Here is a 15518-nt window from a genome sequence, read left to right as displayed (position 1 = left end):
GTTCCTGTAGAGAGCAAAGGGAGGCGGCTGCCCGGCCGGCGCGCGCAGGCCGTCGGGCCTCGCGCGGCAGGGCCGGGCGGCTGCGGGTTACTTCAGTGCGGCGAGCGCTGCGTCGTAGTTCGGCTCGTCCTTGATCTCGCCGACGAGTTCCGCGTGGAGCACCTTGTCCTGCGCGTCGAGCACGACGACCGCGCGGGCCGTCAGGCCGTTCAGCGGGCCGCTCGTCACGTCGACGCCGTATGCGTTCGCGAACGCGCGGCCGCCGCGGAACGTCGAAGCCGTCACGACGTTCGCGAGGCCTTCGGTCGTGCAGAAGCGCGTGGCGGCGAACGGCAGGTCGCCGGACACGACCACCACGACCGTGTTGTCGAGCGACGACGCGGCTTCGTTGAACTTGCGGGTCGACGTCGCGCAGGTGGGCGTATCGAGGCTCGGGACGATGTTCAGCACCTTGCGCTTGCCGGCGAAGCTGGCGAGCGACAGGTCGGCGAGGTCCTTGCCGACCAGCTTGAAGTCGGGGGCTTGCGAGCCGACGGCCGGGAACGTGCCGGCGAGATCGATCGGGTTGCCACCCAGCGTAACTTTGCTCATGTTCGTGCTCCGAAATAGCGCGCCGCAGCGGCGCGCGGGTTGAGACGGCGCGCATGCGCGCGCCGCGGGGCGTCACGGATAGAAGATCTGGACGCGGAAATTCGAGGCGGGCGCGCCGTTCGTGTCGAGACGGACGACCATCGTCTGCGTCGTGCCGGGCGGCAGCCCGGCGTCGATCGGCATGCCCGGGCGCACGTAGTCGCGCGGCGCGAGCACGCGGCGCACGGTCACGTGATTCGTGTCGTCGAGCAGCGTCAGTTCGAGCGACGGGTAGGCGAGCGCGACGCGGTAGCGGTTCGTCAGCGGCACCTTCAACTCCAGCACGCGCGGGCCGTCGATCTGGCGCAGGTCGGCCGCGTCGAGCCGCAGGCCGTCGATCGCGCGCGGCGGCGTCACCTTGCAGCCGAGCGGCGCGCACGCCTGCCGGAACCAGCCCTGCGTGACGGGCCAGTAGATCATCACGGTTTCACGCTGCCACCACGCGAGCTGCGCGACGAGCAGCACCGCGAGCACGGCCGCGACGAGCCCGCCGAAAAAGCCGCCGAGCGTTCCGTGTCGCTGCTGCGCGCGCGGCTCGCGCGTCACGGCGAAGTGCGGGCGATCGTCGTCGGACAGTGCGGCGGGGAAGGGGACGGCCGGTTGGACGACCGGTTGTACGTCCGGTTCGGCACCCGGTTCGCTGGCGGCTGCGGCTGGTACGGCGGCACGTTCGGCGTGGGCGTCGGGTTCGGGTGTCGCCTCGAGTCCGGGCTCGGTTTGTACCGGCCTGAACGCGAAGCGCGGTTCGCGTGGCGCGTGCTCGTCGTCGGGCACGGCGAAGCGCGCGTTGCCGGCCGGTTCGACGGGCGCTGCTGCGGCGGGTTCGACCGACGGCGCGGGCGCGACGAAGCGCGGTTCGCGCAGGTCGGGTTCGGTGAGCGGCGTGAGCGGCGTGAGCGGTTCGTCGGTTTCGGGCGGCACTGCATCCGGTCCGGCCGATCGCGCGGCGACGGCGTGCAACTCGGCCGGCTGCGATGCGATCGGCGCCGGCGTGCCGGACAGGTGAACCACACCGGACTCCGTCGACGGCAGCGCAAGCGGGATCAGCGGCTCGGCGCGCACGGTCTCGACACTGTGCTGCAGGGACGGGTCGACGCCGGCATCGAGCCACGGCGCCCACATGTCCCAGCCTTCCGGCTGGTAATCGGAACCGGCCGCCGGTTCGACCGGTGCGTCGGTGGTGAAGAGCCGCGCGGGCGCGGCGTCGTGTTGCGGGTTGGCGGCGGCCGGCTCGACCGGCGCCGCTTCGGTCAGCGCGGATTCCGGCGGTGCCGGATCAGGCACGAGCGACTGCGATGCGTTGAAGACCTGCTGACAGTGTCCGCAACGCACGAGCCCGTCATGCAGCGCGAGCTGTTCCTGCTGCAGCCGGAAGACGGTTTCGCAATGAGGGCAGCGCGTCGCAAGAAGCATGTCGAGCCGGGCGGCCTGCTGGCCAGAGTGAAGGACAGCGCTATTCTAATGGCTTTCCCGCCGGGTTCCGGCGAGGCATACCCAACCTTCGTGTTCGCGCCAGACCGAGATGTCGACGTAGCGCGCATAGACGGCCGCGACTTCGTCCGCCTGGCGCGCGAGCACGCCCGACAGCGCGATGCGCCCGCCCGGTTTCACCTTCGATGCGAGCATCGACGCCATCAGTTTCAGCGGGTTCGACAGGATATTGGCGACGACGATGTCGAATTCGCCGGCCGGGCACGCATCGGGCAGCCCGTACGTGACTTCCGCATGGTTGCGTTCGCTGTTCTGGCGCGCCGATTCGACCGCCTGCGGATCGATGTCGATGCCGACCACGGGGTTCGCCCCGCATTTCCGCGCGAGGATCGCGAGAATGCCCGAGCCGCAGCCGTAGTCGAGCACCGACAGGCCAGGCTTCACCGACTGTTCGAGCCATTCCATGCACAGGCGCGTGGTCGGGTGGCTGCCGGTGCCGAATGCGAGACCGGGGTCGAGTTCGAGGATCAGCGCGTCGGGGTCGGGCGCGTCGTGCCACGACGGCACGACCCAGATCCGCTCGCCGATCGGAATCGGCTCGAACTGCGACTGCGTGAGCCGCACCCAGTCCTGTTCCTCGACTTCGCGCACGTCGAACTTCGGCGTGTCGGCGACGCCGATCTCGTTCGCGGCCGCCGCGAGCAGCACGGCCGGGTCGTGATCGGGCGACAGCAGCGCGATCACGCGCGAGTGCTGCCACGCGGTGCGTTCGGGAACGAGGCCAGGCTCGCCGAAGAGCGGCTGTTCGTCGGGCGTGTCGGCGTCGGCGTCCTCGACGGACACCGACAGCGCGCCGAGGTCGAGCAGCGCGTCGGACAGCGCCTCCGCATGCTCACGGGCCAGTTCGACGACGAGTTCGCGATAGCTCATGCTTACGCTTCTTCCGGTGCGACCTGCTGCTTCTGGGCGAGCCGGTGTTCGAGATAGTGGATGCTGGTGCCGCCTTCGACGAACTTCGAGTCGATCATCAGCTCGCGGTGCAGCGGGATGTTGGTCTGGATGCCTTCGACGACCATTTCCGACAGCGCGATGCGCATCCGGCGGATCGCCTGGTCGCGCGTCGCGCCGTAGGTGATTAGCTTGCCGATCATCGAATCATAGTTCGGCGGCACGAAATAGCCATTGTACGCATGCGAGTCGACGCGCACGCCGGGGCCGCCCGGCGTATGCCACGACGTGATCCGGCCCGGCGACGGCGTGAACTTGAACGGATCTTCCGCGTTGATCCGGCATTCGATCGCATGTCCGCGGAACTCGATGTCGCGCTGGCGCAGCGCGAGCTTCTCGCCGGCTGCGATGCGGATCTGTTCCTGCACGATGTCGACGCCCGTGATCATCTCCGACACCGGGTGCTCGACCTGCACGCGCGTGTTCATCTCGATGAAGTAGAACTCGTTGTTCTCGTACAGGAATTCGAACGTGCCCGCGCCGAGATAGCCCATCTTCTTGCACGCGTCCGCACAGCGGTCGCCGATGCGCTCGATCAGGCGGCGCGGAATGCCGGGCGCCGGCGCTTCCTCGATCACCTTCTGGTGACGGCGCTGCATCGAGCAGTCGCGCTCGCCGAGCCAGATCGCGTTTTTGTGCGCGTCCGACAGCACCTGGATTTCGATGTGGCGCGGGTTCTCGAGGAACTTCTCCATGTACACCTGCGGGTTGCCGAACGCACGGCCGGCTTCCTCGCGGGTCATGTTGACCGCGTTCACGAGCGCGGCCTCGGTGTGCACGACGCGCATCCCGCGCCCGCCGCCGCCGCCCGCTGCCTTGATGATGACCGGATAGCCGATCGCGCGCGCAATCTTGACGATCTCCTTCGGATCGTCGGGCAACGCGCCCTCCGAACCCGGCACGCACGGCACGCCGGTCTTGATCATGGTCTGCTTCGCGGTGACCTTGTCGCCCATCATGCGGATCGTTTCCGGGCGCGGGCCGATGAACGTGAAGCCCGACTGCTCGACGCGTTCCGCGAAATCGGCGTTCTCGGACAGGAAGCCGTAGCCGGGGTGGATCGCCTCGGCATCGGTGACTTCCGCGGCGCTGATCAGCGCCGGCATGTTCAGGTAGCTCAGGTTCGACGGGGCCGGGCCGATACAGACGGCTTCGTCCGCGAGGCGCACGTACTTGGCTTCCTTGTCGGCTTCCGAGTAGACGACCACCGTCTTGACGCCGAGCTCGCGGCACGCGCGCTGGATGCGCAGCGCGATTTCACCGCGGTTGGCAATGAGGATTTTTTCAAACATAGCGAGTATTCGTCTCTTCGAGGGGCGCGCGAACGGCGCCTGGCGAGCATCGGCGGCGCGCGGCCGGACGGGCCGCGCGGCGGACTTAGCCGATCACGAAAAGCGGCTGGCCGTATTCGACGGCCTGGCCGTTCTCGACGAGGATTTCCTTGATCACGCCGGCCTTGTCCGACTCGATCTCGTTGAGCAGCTTCATCGCTTCGATGATGCAGATCGTCTGGCCTTCCTTGACCGTGTCGCCCACCTGGACGAACGGGTCCGCGCCCGGCGACGGCGCGCGATAGAACGTGCCGACCATCGGCGACGTCACGACGTGGCCTTGCGGGGCGGCCGGTGCGGCGGCGGCGCCTGCTGCCGGTGCGGCAGCGCCTTCGGTCGGCAGCGCGACCGACGGAGCGGGCGCGCTGACTTGCGGGGCATACCCAGCCGTCGGCTGCACGTAGACCGGCGGCGCGTTCTTGACGATACGCACCTTGCCTTCGCCTTCCGTGACTTCCAGCTCGGAAATGCCGGATTCGGAAACGAGGTCGATCAGAGTTTTCAGCTTACGAAGATCCATCGGGAATTCCCCTTTCAATACGTGAAAGCGCCGGTGGGACCGGCGCTGAATCTAGATCGCGAAATCAGCCGCGCGACGCGCCTTGCAGCTTGTCCAGCGCGTACTCGAGCGCGTACAGATAACCTTTCCAGCCGAGCCCGCAGATCACGCCTTCGGCCTGGTCGGAAAAGTAGGAGTGATGCCTGAACGCTTCGCGGCGGTGCACGTTCGACAGGTGAACCTCGACGAACGGGATGCCGACGCCGGCGATCGCGTCCCGGATCGCGACGCTCGTGTGCGTATACGCGGCGGGATTGATCAGGATGAAATCGGTCTGTTCCTCCCGCGCGGCCTGAATGCGGTCGACGAGCGCGCCTTCATGGTTGCTCTGGAACGACGACAGTTCGGCGCCGGCTTCCTGGGCTCGCGCGGCAAGCGCCTGATCGATCTGCGCGAGCGTGACGCGGCCGTACACCTCCGGTTCCCGGGTGCCGAGAAGGTTCAGGTTGGGGCCGTGCAGCACCAGCAATCGTGTCATGGTCGCTTCTATTTCTGCGGAATTGCGCGAACTTTAGCGCTATTTAGAGAAATTTGTCTAGTTTTGCCGAACGGCCGGGCGCGCCGGACCTGCAAGAATTACCGGTGCGGCTGCGAAGTATCAGCGAATTCACGTGAAATTGCGGCGATCGACGTACAAATCGCCGCCAACGTGCGGGCAGGCGTTCAGGGCGATCACAATGCGTCGAGGGTCTTTTTCAGCTCGGCCGGTTGGATTTGTCCTAATTTTGTCTCGCGAATCTTGCCGGTTTCGTCGATGACGACCGTAAACGGCAGCGCGCCGGCGGTATTTCCGAAATTACGGGCCAGATCGGCGCCCGCATAACCGCTGACGAAAACCGGATAGTCGACCTTCACCTTCTGCAGGAAGTTCTTCACGTTCTGGTCGGAATCGACGCCGATCCCGATGAAGCGGATGCCTTTCTGCTTGTATTGGTGCGACAGCGCGACGAGCTCCGGCATCTCCTCGACGCACGGGCCGCACCACGACGCCCAGAAATTGACCACGACCTTCTGGCCCTTGAAGGAAGCGAGCGACGCCGGCTTGCCGTCGACGCCGGTCAGCGACGCGGCCCACAGCTGGTCGACCGGGCTGCCCTGCGCAGCGGGCGCGGCGACGGCGACGCCGTCATCGGCGCTGCCGCCGCGGAACCAGTGGCCGGCGGCGAGCCCGCCGGCGACGGCGGCGGCCGCGACCACCGCGAGCGGCAACATGCGTTTCATCATCATCGTTGAATCATTCCGGTTCGGAAGGGGCGTTGCTGGCTTCTACGAGCGCACGCAATGCGGCGGCGTCCGCGCGGGCGACCCGGCCGCGCGCGTCGGCCTTGACCGCGCCGCGCAGGTCGTCGCTCGCGTAGAGCGCGACGTGAATGCCGATCGCGTCCACGTCGCGCCGCGGGCGCCACAGGAAGCTGAGCGTCTCGACGTCGGCGCGACCGGCGAAATGCCGCGTCTCGGACACGTCGTACTGAACGTTCTGGTTCAGCAGGTAGATCGCGACGTCCTTCGGGTTGTCGGTGAAGATCTGCAAATGGATGTCCGAATGCGCGTTCGCGGTGCCGTTCAGCACCGCGCCCGTCACGTACGGATTGAACTCGGCGAGCCGGCGCATCCAGTCGAGCGCGATCTCGCGCAGGCGGCGCAGTTCGTCCGGCTGCGTGTCGCTCTGGAACAGGGCGAGGTACTCGCGCAGTTCTTCCTCGATCAGGTCGTTATCCGGCAGCCATTCGCCGGCAACGCGCGTATCGCCGAACAGCTGGCGCGCGGCCTTGCGCTTCGCGCTGGCGTAATCGAGGCCGTCCTCCGCGATCAGGCGGGCGGCGGACTGGGCGATTTCCTCGCGGGCGCGCCGCGGGTCGACAAGAGGTTTGCGAGACATGATCCGGCAATCATACTCGATCGCGCGGCGGCCGAACGCGGTGCGGCCGCGCGTCGCCTGCCGTGCCGCGCGGCGTCCGGATCCGTCGTTCGGGCCGCCGGGCACGGCGGGCCGTCAGTTACAATGACGGTCTTTGTGTCGCGGCGAAAGTCGTTGGCCGGGCGGCCCGTCCGGCGTGCCGCAGACCATTCTTTCCGAATCGACGGCGCCCGGCGGCGCGAAAGCATTCATCTATGCACATCCACATTCTTGGCATCTGCGGCACCTTCATGGGCGGTCTCGCCGTGCTCGCGCGCGAGGCCGGCCACACGGTGACGGGTTGCGACGCGGGCGTCTATCCGCCGATGAGCACGCAGCTCGAGGCGCAGGGCATCACGCTGATCGAGGGCTACGGCGCCGAGCAGATCGACCTGAAGCCCGACCTGTTCGTGATCGGCAACGTCGTCACGCGCGGCAACCCGCTGATGGAGGCGATCCTCGATCGCGGCCTGCCTTATGTATCCGGCCCGCAATGGCTCGGCGAGCACGTGCTGGCAGGCAAGTGGGTGCTGGCGGTCGCGGGCACGCACGGCAAGACGACCACGTCGTCGATGCTCGCGTGGCTGCTGGAAGATGCCGGCCTGAACCCGGGCTTCCTGATCGGCGGCGTGCCGCTGAACTTCGGCGTGTCGGCGCGGCTGACCGATTCGAGTTTCTTCGTGATCGAGGCCGACGAATACGACACGGCGTTCTTCGACAAGCGCTCGAAGTTCGTCCATTACCGGCCGCGCACCGCGGTGCTCAACAATCTCGAATTCGATCACGCCGACATCTTCCCGGATCTCGCCGCGATCGAAACGCAATTCCATCATCTCGTGCGCACTGTGCCGGGCGTCGGCCGGATCGTGACCAACGGCCGCTCGGACGCGCTCGAGCGCGTGCTCGCGCGCGGCTGCTGGAGCGAGGTCGAGCGCTTCGGCGTCGACGGCGGCTGGCAGGCGCTGCCGGCCGAGGACGGCGTGCCGGTCGACGAGCGCTTCGCGGTGTATTCGCAGGCCGAGCGTGTCGGTGAAGTCGCGTGGCAGGTGCAGGGCGACCACAACCGGATGAACGCGCTCGCGGCGATCGCCGCCGCCCGCCACGTCGGCGTGCCGCCCGCGCAGGCCGCTGAATCGCTCGCATCGTTCCGCAACGTGAAGCGGCGCATGGAAGTGCGCGGCAGCGTGGACGGCGTGACCGTCTACGACGACTTCGCGCACCATCCGACCGCGATCGAAACCACGATCGCGGGCCTTCGTGCGCGCATCGGCCGCCAAAACTCCCGCATTCTCGCCGTGCTCGAGCCGCGTTCGAACACGATGAAGCTCGGCGTGATGAAGGCGCAACTGCCGGCCAGTCTCGCCGACGCCGACCTGGTGTTCGGCTACGGCGCGCCGACCGGGCGCGACGCGCTCGGCTGGAATCTCGGCGACGCGCTCGCGCCGCTCGGCGGCAAGGCCCGCGCGTTCGACGATCTCCATCTGCTGGTGAAGTCGGTCGTCGAGGCCGCGCGCCCGGGCGACCACGTGCTCGTGATGAGCAACGGCGGCTTCGGCGGCGTGCACCAGAAGCTGCTCGACGCGCTCGGGAGCCGCGCGTGATCCTGTACCTGCACGGGTTCCGGTCGTCGCCGGAGTCGCAGAAGTCGCGGCTCCTCGCCGCGCGCATGGCCGAGCTCGGCCGCACGCCCGAATGGCGCTGCCCGTCGCTGTCGGTGTCGCCGCTCGAGGCGATCGCCGTCGCGGAAGCCGCGGTGGCCGGCGTGCGCGACGTGACGGTGATCGGCAGCTCGCTCGGCGGCTACTACGCGACCTGGCTCGCCGAAAAGCACGGCTGGAAGGCGGTGCTGCTGAACCCGGCGATCGTGCCGCAGCGCGACCTCGAGCAATATCTGGGCGAACAGCCGCTGTGGCACGGCGGTGGCTCGATCGTCGTCGAACGCCGGCACCTGCAGGAGCTCGATGCGCTGCGCGTGCCGGCGATTTCGCGGCCCGAACGCTACTATCTGTTCGCGGCGACGGGCGACGAAGTGCTCGACTACCGCGAGATGCTCGCCCACTACCCGGGCGCGAAAACGCGCGTGATCGAAGGCAGCGACCACGGAATCAGCGAATTTGCCGACTATGTCGACGACGTTCTCGCCTTTTGCGACGACCGAACGTCATGAACCCGGCGTCATGCCGATCGAATTCCCATCATCATGCGGCGCCGCCGATGCGGCGCCCGGCAGTCTGAACGAGAGTACTGAGTGAACGTTTTCTTCGAGGAATCGGGCAGTTTCAAGGCGGGCAGCGTGCTGTCGCGCCAGGGCGACGCGTTTCAAGTCGAGTTGCCCGGCGGGCGGCGGGCGAAGGTGCGCGCGAAAGACGTGCTGATCGAATTCGAGAAGCCGGCCGCGAGCGAGCTGATGCAGGAAGCCGACACGGCCGCGCAGCAGATCGACCTGGATTTCCTGTGGGAATGCGCGCCGGCCGACGAATTCGCGTATACGGCGCTGGCCGCGGAATACTTCGGCGCGACCTACGGTCCGGTCGAGCGCGCGGCGCTGGTGCTGCGGCTGCACGGCTCGCCCGTCTACTTCCGCCGCAAGGGGCGCGGCCAGTACCAGCGCGCGCCGGAAGAGCAGCTCAAGATGGCGCTCGCGTCGCTCGAACGCAAGCGCCAGCAGGCGCTGGTGCAAGCGCAGTATGAAGAGGAACTGAAGGCCGGCAAGCTGCCGGAAGCGTTCGCGGGGAAGGTGCTCGGGCTGCTGACGCGGCCGGACAAGAATGCGATCGAATACAAGGCGATGGAAGCGGCGGCCGGCGCGCGCGGCGTATCGCCGGCGCGGCTGATGCTCGACTGCGGCGGCATCGCGTCGCCGCGTGCGCTGCACGAGGCGCGCTTCCTCGCGGAATTCTTTCCGCACGGCACGGGCTTCCCGGCCGTCACGGTCGGCCCGCTGCCGGACGACCTGCCGCGCGCAGACGTCGAGGCGTTCTCGATCGACGACATCACGACGACCGAAATCGACGACGCGTTCTCGGTCGAGCACCTGTCCGACGGTCGCGTGCGGATCGGCGTGCACATCGCGGCGCCGGCGCTCGGCATCGTGCGCGGCGACGCGGTCGACGCGATCGCGCGCGCGCGCCTGTCGACCGTCTACATGCCGGGCGACAAGATCACGATGCTGCCGGACGACGTGGTCGACGTGTTCACGCTGAAGGAAGGCGACTATCGCCCGGCGCTGTCGCTGTACATCATCGTCAACCGCGAGACGCAGGAGATCGTCGCGAACGAGACGCGCGCCGAACTCGTGTTCGTGAAGAACAACCTGCGCCACAACACGCTCGACGAGCTCGTCAACGAAGAGACGCTCGCGGCCGGCACCGGCGACTATCCGCACAAGGACGACATCGCCGTGCTGTGGCCGCTCGCGCAGGCGCTGTTCGAGAAGCGCCAGGTCGCGCGCGCGGGCTACGGCCTGAAGCGCGAAGTGCAGCGCAACACCGACTACAACTTCTACGTCGAAGGCGAGCACGTGACGATCACGCCGCGCCGCCGCGGCTCCCCGCTCGACCTGATCGTGTCGGAGCTCGCGATCCTCGCGAACTCGACGTGGGGCGCGTTCCTGCACGATCACACGGTGCCCGGCATCTATCGCTCGCAGCGCGGCTTCGGCGCGCCGGGCCCGAAGCGCACGCGGATGCAGACGACGGCCGCGCCGCACGAAGGCCTCGGTGTCGCGCAATACGCGTGGAGCACGTCGCCGCTGCGCCGTTACGTCGACCTCGTGAACCAGTGGCAACTGCTGGCATGCGTGCAGCACGGCGTCACCGCGAAGCTCGCCGCACCGTTCAAGCCGAAGGACGCAGACCTGTACGCGGTCGTGCAGGGCTTCGACGACACCTATACCGCGTACGCCGACTACCAGCGCCGGATGGAGTACTTCTGGTGCCTGCGCTGGCTCGCGCAGGAGCAGAAGAAGCAGGTCGTCGCGAGCGTGGTGAAGGGCGATCTGGTGCGCCTCGAGGAGATTCCGCTGCTGCTGCACGTGCCGGGGCTCGGCGTGCATGCGCGCGGCACGCGCGTGCTGCTCGACGTGATGTCGCTCGACGAGCTGACGATCGAGGCGTCGGTGCGGCTGCTTAACGTGCTCGACGCGCCGACCGTGACGAGCGGCGACGCGGCCGACGACGAAGACGAGACCGAAGGCGGCGACGACACGCTGGTCGATGCGCAAGACGCGTCGGCGCAAGCCGAGGCCGAAGCACTGGCCGAAGCGGACGGCGCGACGGCCGCAGGCGACGCGGCCGCGACCGCCAACGGCCAGGATAGCGAAGAGGGGCGCGCATCGTGAACGCAGCCGCGTCGACGAGCGGCGCCGACCGCTATGTGGTGTTCGGCAACCCGGTGGCGCACAGCAAGTCGCCGTTCATCCACGCGCAGTTCGCCGCGCAGACGGGCGAGGCGATCGTCTACGAGCACCGTCTCGCGCCGCTCGACGGCTTCGAGGCCGCCGTGCGTGCGTTCATCGCCGAAGGCGGACGCGGTGCGAACGTGACGGTGCCGTTCAAGCTCGAAGCGCATGCGCTCGCCGACACGCTGTCGCCGCGCGCGGCGGCGGCGGGCGCGGTGAACACGCTGCGCATCGATGCCGACGGCGGCATCTACGGCGACAACACGGACGGCGTCGGCCTCGTGCGCGACATCGAATCGAATCTCGGCGTGTCGCTCGCGGGCGCGCGCATCCTGCTGCTCGGCGCGGGCGGCGCGGCGCGTGGCGTCGTGCTGCCGATGCTCGAGCGCGCGCCGCTGTCGATCACGATCGTGAACCGCACCGCGAGCAAGGCCGAGGCGCTCGTCGGCCAGTTCACGCAGGCCGCGCACGATGCGGGCTGCGTACTGTCGGGCGGCGGCCCGGACGCCGTGCGGCCCGAGCCGTACGACGTGATCGTCAACGCGACGGCAGGCAGCCTCGATGCGGCGCTGCCGGCGTGCGACGCGGCCGCGTTCGGCGCGGGCACGCTCGCGTACGACATGATGTACGGCGCGCAGCCGACGGTGTTCATGCAGCATGCGGCGTCGCTCGGCGCGCGCACGGCCGACGGGCTCGGGATGCTGGTCGAGCAGGCGGCCGAATCGTTCTTCATCTGGCGCGGCGTGCGGCCGGACGGCGCACCGGTGCTGGCCGCGCTGCGCCAGGCGCTCGCGGCGGCCTGAGCGGAGCGCGGCACGTGGTGGCGGTCAGCGGCACGCAGCGCACGCGCACGGTCGGCGCGACGCGCTGGCTCGTCTATGCGGGTTCGGTGTTCGCGGGCGCATGGCTCGCGACGCAGCTGTTCTATCTCGTACAGATCGCCGCGTGGTCGTTCATCAATCCCGGCTCGACCGCGTTCATGCGGACCGACGCATGGTGGCTGTCGCACGACAACCCGCCCGCGCGGATCCAGCATCAATGGGTGCCGTACGACCAGATCTCGCGCAACCTGAAGCGCGCGCTGATCGCGTCGGAGGATTCGACCTTCGCGACCAACAACGGCTACGACGTCGACGCGATCCTGCAGGCATGGGAGAAGAACAAGGCGCGCGGCCGGATCGTCGCGGGCGGTTCGACGATCACCCAGCAGCTCGCGCGCAACCTGTTCCTGTCGCGCGAGAAGAGCTACATCCGCAAGGGGCAGGAGCTGATCATCACGTGGATGCTCGAGACGGTGCTCGACAAGGAGCGGATCTTCGAGATCTACCTGAATTCGGTCGAATGGGGGCGCGGCGTGTACGGCGCCGAGGCCGCCGCCCGCTATTACTACAGGATTCCCGCGAGCCGGCTCGGCGCGTGGCAGTCGGCACGCCTCGCGGTGATGCTGCCGAAGCCGCGCTGGTTCGACGCGCACCGCGGCTCGGCCTACCAGGCGCAGCGCGCGGCCGTCATTGCCCGCCGGATGGGCGCGGCCGAACTTCCGCAATCGCAGTGAGCGGCGCACCCGCGCCGTCGCATTGTCCGTTCCGTCGCCGGTGCGCCATTGGTGCACCGCAGCGCATTCGTGATGCCCGCATTTCGGGCCGCATCCATTAGACGAATTCGTCTATTTCGCTTTGCTGAGCAATGCCCGCACGCGCGGGAATTTTGTTTGCCGATATGGCACGAAATCCGCGTGATTTTTAGTGCTCCGGAGTAAACACGAAAGCAATCGAAAGGCGGCTGAAAAGCGACGGTTCGCGAATCGAAGCATTCCTGAAAGGTGTGCACTGCACCGCCCGCCGATCGAATATTTCCAGATTTTTCAAAGCCGACCCGCTCGCGTATATTGGCCGGCGCCTCGGCTTATCGGCCGCAATCGAGGCGGGGGGCGGCTCACCCGGCTGCTCGACACAAAAAAACATTCGAGAGAAGGAAAGCAACGATGCCAGCGAGCAAAGCGAAGCTGTGGTTGGGAGTTGTGTTCTCTTCGCTGATTCTGACGGCCTGCAACGACGACGTGACCCCGTCCTCGGCAGCAGGTACCGCCAATTCAGCCGATCCCGCCGCTCAGATGGACAGGCCGTACAACGATCCCAACAGTTATTCATCGAGCGCGACCGCATCGCTCGACGCGTCCGCCGCGGTCGAAAAGGCCGCCGTCACCCATCACCAGATCACGCTGAACGGCAAGACGATTCGCTACACGGCCACCGCCGGCCATCTCGTCGCGCGCAATCCGCAGACGGGCGCGCCCGAAGCCTCGTTCTTCTACATCGCGTACACCGCGGACAACCAGCCCGCGGCGAAGCGGCCCGTCACGTTCCTGTACAACGGCGGCCCCGGTTCCGCATCGGTGTGGCTGCATCTCGGCTCGTTCGGTCCGAAGCGGATCCAGACGGGCGACCCGAACGCGAATACCTCGACGTTCCCGTTCGTCGACAACGCGGAAAGCCTGCTCGACACGACCGACCTCGTGTTCGTCGATGCGATCGGCACCGGCTTCTCGGAGGCGATCGCGCCGAACACGAACCAGACGTTCTGGGGTGTCGACCAGGACGGCGGCGCGTTCCGCGACTTCGTGATGCGCTACATCGCGGTGAACCAGCGCAACGATTCGCCGAAATACCTGTTCGGCGAGTCGTACGGCACGCCGCGCACCGACGTGCTCGCGAACCTGCTCGAGACGGCCGGCGTGAAGCTCGACGGCATCGTGCTGCAGTCGTCGATCCTGAACTACAACGCGAACTGCGACATGGCGAGCGACTATGTCGGCAACTCGAACAACGGGGCGAGCCCGGTGAGCTGCGCGGGCTTCGTGCCGTCCTACGGCACCGTCGGCGCGTACTACCAGCTCGACAATCCGAACCCGTCGAGCCTGCCGCAGTACGCGGACCAGATGCGCCAGTTGACGGCCGGCAGCTACACGCCCGCCGTGAACGCCTATCTCGCGAGCCACACGCCGCCTCCGCCTGCGCTCGTCACGACGATGGTGAATTCGACCGGCGTGAAGCAGTCGCTTTGGAATGCTGACTTCAACGTGGTCCCGACCTTCTTCGACAACAGCTTCCAGGTGGCGCTGATCCCGGGCACGCTGATCGGCCGCTACGACGCACGCGTGAACGTGCCGTCGTCGAGCCCGCTCGCGGCAGACGGGGACCCGTCGAGCACGTTCATCACGAAGCCGTTCACCGACACGATCGGCAGCTACCTGCCGAACGTGCTGAAGTACAGCGCGCAGTCGGCGTATTCGCTCAGCAGCAATGCGATCGAGACCTGGGACTGGACGCACGACGGCCTCGCGATGCCCGACACGATTCCCGATCTCGCGGCTGCGCTGACGCTGAATCCGTCGCTGAAGGTGCTGTCGCTGAACGGGTATCACGACATCGCGACGCCGTTCTACCAGACCGAGCTCGACCTCGCGCGGCTGGGCACGCAACCGAACCTGACGATCAAGGACTATCAGGGTGGACACATGGTCTATCTCGACGATACGTCGCGTCCGCAGGAGAAAGCCGACCTCGTGACTTTCTACAACGCGGCCGCGCACTGATGCGATGTGCGGGCCTGGCGACGCGCGCCCGCGGCGGCGCCGTTCGCCGGCCGTCGACGACCTCATTCCAGACTGGAGCCTGACATGAAGAAACGTTTCATCGTCGTTGCCGCGGCGCTCGCATGCGCCGGGGTTGCAGCATCCGCATCGGTGTCCGCGTTCGCGCAGGCGAGCGACGCAGCCACCCCGGCGCGCGCGCGCCAGGCGCAGCTCGGCGATCCATACGTGCCGCCGGCCGCGCGCAAGCCGACCGCCGGCACGCAGACGACGGGCGCTGCGCTGCACGCGCAGGTGGTGCGCAAGCTCGCGCGGCAGTTCGGCGCGGCCGACACGCAGAACACTGGCTCGATCACCGAAGCGCAGGCGCGCGCGGCCGGCCTCGGCTACGTCGCGAACCACTTCCGGCAGATCGACGCGAACGGTAGCGGCCGCGTGTCATTCTCCGACGTGCAGCGCTACATGCAGGCGCGCAGCACGAACCAGCAGTAAGCGCGCCGCGCGCGGATAACGGGGGCGGGACCCGCAACGTGTCGGGTTCCGCCCCCGTGCGCATGGCGCGGCGGTTCCGCGCCGAATGCCGCGGCTTCCGTCGCTTTTCTCATTATCTGGACAACGCACTCAAATATTGGAGGCGAGTGCGTGCGCTCCTACAATCCGAAGCACATCGA

15 protein-coding genes are annotated in these 15518 nt (G+C 67.7%); 7 read left to right on the top strand and 8 right to left on the bottom strand.

The features are described from left to right. Positions 1-87 precede the first annotated feature (87 nt). The 8 genes from tpx to NQV17_RS03010 all read right to left on the bottom strand — a co-directional run bounded on the left by tpx (position 88) and on the right by NQV17_RS03010 (position 6838). A complete protein-coding gene (tpx, locus tag NQV17_RS03045) occupies positions 88-591 on the bottom strand; it encodes a thiol peroxidase (RefSeq protein ID WP_044844203.1) in 504 nt (167 codons plus the stop codon). 72 nt (positions 592-663) lie between these two features. Further along, entirely contained in the window at positions 664-2043 is a 1380-nt protein-coding gene (locus NQV17_RS03040) for a DUF3426 domain-containing protein (RefSeq protein ID WP_257768707.1), read from the bottom strand. 45 nt (positions 2044-2088) lie between these two features. Further along, positions 2089-2991: a 50S ribosomal protein L11 methyltransferase gene (gene prmA / locus NQV17_RS03035; RefSeq protein WP_257768705.1), complete on the bottom strand. Its 903-nt coding sequence runs from the start codon at positions 2989-2991 to the stop codon at positions 2089-2091. Positions 2992-2993: 2 nt separating this feature from the next. Next, complete coding sequence (gene accC / locus NQV17_RS03030) at positions 2994-4361, bottom strand: acetyl-CoA carboxylase biotin carboxylase subunit (RefSeq protein WP_044844200.1); 1368 nt, start codon at positions 4359-4361, stop codon at positions 2994-2996. Between the two features lie 85 nt (positions 4362-4446). Next, entirely contained in the window at positions 4447-4920 is a 474-nt protein-coding gene (gene accB / locus NQV17_RS03025; protein ID WP_044844199.1) for an acetyl-CoA carboxylase biotin carboxyl carrier protein, read from the bottom strand. Positions 4921-4984: 64 nt separating this feature from the next. Beyond that, positions 4985-5437, bottom strand: coding sequence for a type II 3-dehydroquinate dehydratase (gene aroQ / locus NQV17_RS03020; RefSeq protein WP_040143361.1), 453 nt, complete (start codon positions 5435-5437; stop codon positions 4985-4987). Positions 5438-5631: 194 nt separating this feature from the next. Further along, the gene (locus NQV17_RS03015) at positions 5632-6186 is read right to left on the bottom strand and encodes a TlpA disulfide reductase family protein (protein ID WP_124488238.1); all 555 of its coding nucleotides are present in this window, start codon (positions 6184-6186) and stop codon (positions 5632-5634) included. Between the two features lie 7 nt (positions 6187-6193). Continuing rightward, positions 6194-6838 (bottom strand): UDP-N-acetylmuramate--alanine ligase, encoded by a 645-nt coding sequence (locus NQV17_RS03010; protein WP_124488239.1) that lies wholly within the window; start codon positions 6836-6838, stop codon positions 6194-6196. A gap of 233 nt (positions 6839-7071) precedes the next feature. Here NQV17_RS03010 and mpl point away from each other — a divergent pair, with 233 nt between their 5' ends. From mpl to NQV17_RS02975, 7 genes are all read left to right on the top strand, one after another. After that, entirely contained in the window at positions 7072-8457 is a 1386-nt protein-coding gene (gene mpl, locus NQV17_RS03005) for a UDP-N-acetylmuramate:L-alanyl-gamma-D-glutamyl-meso-diaminopimelate ligase (protein ID WP_308235103.1), read from the top strand. Beyond that, the gene (locus NQV17_RS03000) at positions 8454-9023 is read left to right on the top strand and encodes a YqiA/YcfP family alpha/beta fold hydrolase (RefSeq protein ID WP_257768692.1); all 570 of its coding nucleotides are present in this window, start codon (positions 8454-8456) and stop codon (positions 9021-9023) included. The genes mpl and NQV17_RS03000 overlap by 4 nt, the downstream gene beginning before the upstream one ends. An 81-nt stretch (positions 9024-9104) precedes the next feature. After that, on the top strand, positions 9105-11195 hold the full coding sequence (locus tag NQV17_RS02995; RefSeq protein ID WP_257768684.1) for an RNB domain-containing ribonuclease: 2091 nt from the start codon (positions 9105-9107) through the stop codon (positions 11193-11195). Next, positions 11192-12058, top strand: coding sequence for a shikimate dehydrogenase (gene aroE, locus NQV17_RS02990; protein ID WP_257768682.1), 867 nt, complete (start codon positions 11192-11194; stop codon positions 12056-12058). Before NQV17_RS02995 ends, aroE begins: the two co-directional genes overlap by 4 nt. A gap of 14 nt (positions 12059-12072) precedes the next feature. Then, the gene (mtgA, locus tag NQV17_RS02985; RefSeq protein WP_257768680.1) at positions 12073-12810 is read left to right on the top strand and encodes a monofunctional biosynthetic peptidoglycan transglycosylase; all 738 of its coding nucleotides are present in this window, start codon (positions 12073-12075) and stop codon (positions 12808-12810) included. 429 nt (positions 12811-13239) lie between these two features. Further along, positions 13240-14850 carry a S10 family peptidase gene (locus NQV17_RS02980; RefSeq protein ID WP_257768678.1) on the top strand — a complete coding sequence of 537 codons (1611 nt, stop codon included), beginning with the start codon at positions 13240-13242 and terminating at the stop codon, positions 14848-14850. 84 nt (positions 14851-14934) lie between these two features. Continuing rightward, positions 14935-15339, top strand: coding sequence for a hypothetical protein (locus NQV17_RS02975; protein ID WP_044844191.1), 405 nt, complete (start codon positions 14935-14937; stop codon positions 15337-15339). Positions 15340-15518: the final 179 nt, after the last annotated feature.

Origin of the sequence: Burkholderia sp. SCN-KJ, assembly GCF_024656005.1 — a bacterium.
GTDB lineage: Bacteria > Pseudomonadota > Gammaproteobacteria > Burkholderiales > Burkholderiaceae > Burkholderia.
This window is presented reverse-complemented; position numbering and strand designations above follow the sequence as displayed.

What these genes read in the sequence shown, in the direction of transcription:
- tpx (WP_044844203.1), bottom strand. Translation starts at nt 591, where the DNA reads ATGAGCAAAGTTACGCTGGGTGGCAACCCGATCGATCTCGCCGGCACG.
- NQV17_RS03040 (WP_257768707.1), bottom strand. Translation starts at nt 2,043, where the DNA reads ATGCTTCTTGCGACGCGCTGCCCTCATTGCGAAACCGTCTTCCGGCTG.
- prmA (WP_257768705.1), bottom strand. Translation starts at nt 2,991, where the DNA reads ATGAGCTATCGCGAACTCGTCGTCGAACTGGCCCGTGAGCATGCGGAG.
- accC (WP_044844200.1), bottom strand. Translation starts at nt 4,361, where the DNA reads ATGTTTGAAAAAATCCTCATTGCCAACCGCGGTGAAATCGCGCTGCGC.
- accB (WP_044844199.1), bottom strand. Translation starts at nt 4,920, where the DNA reads ATGGATCTTCGTAAGCTGAAAACTCTGATCGACCTCGTTTCCGAATCC.
- aroQ (WP_040143361.1), bottom strand. Translation starts at nt 5,437, where the DNA reads ATGACACGATTGCTGGTGCTGCACGGCCCCAACCTGAACCTTCTCGGC.
- NQV17_RS03015 (WP_124488238.1), bottom strand. Translation starts at nt 6,186, where the DNA reads ATGATGATGAAACGCATGTTGCCGCTCGCGGTGGTCGCGGCCGCCGCC.
- NQV17_RS03010 (WP_124488239.1), bottom strand. Translation starts at nt 6,838, where the DNA reads ATGTCTCGCAAACCTCTTGTCGACCCGCGGCGCGCCCGCGAGGAAATC.
- mpl (WP_308235103.1), top strand. Translation starts at nt 7,072, where the DNA reads ATGCACATCCACATTCTTGGCATCTGCGGCACCTTCATGGGCGGTCTC.
- NQV17_RS02980 (WP_257768678.1), top strand. Translation starts at nt 13,240, where the DNA reads ATGCCAGCGAGCAAAGCGAAGCTGTGGTTGGGAGTTGTGTTCTCTTCG.
- NQV17_RS02975 (WP_044844191.1), top strand. Translation starts at nt 14,935, where the DNA reads ATGAAGAAACGTTTCATCGTCGTTGCCGCGGCGCTCGCATGCGCCGGG.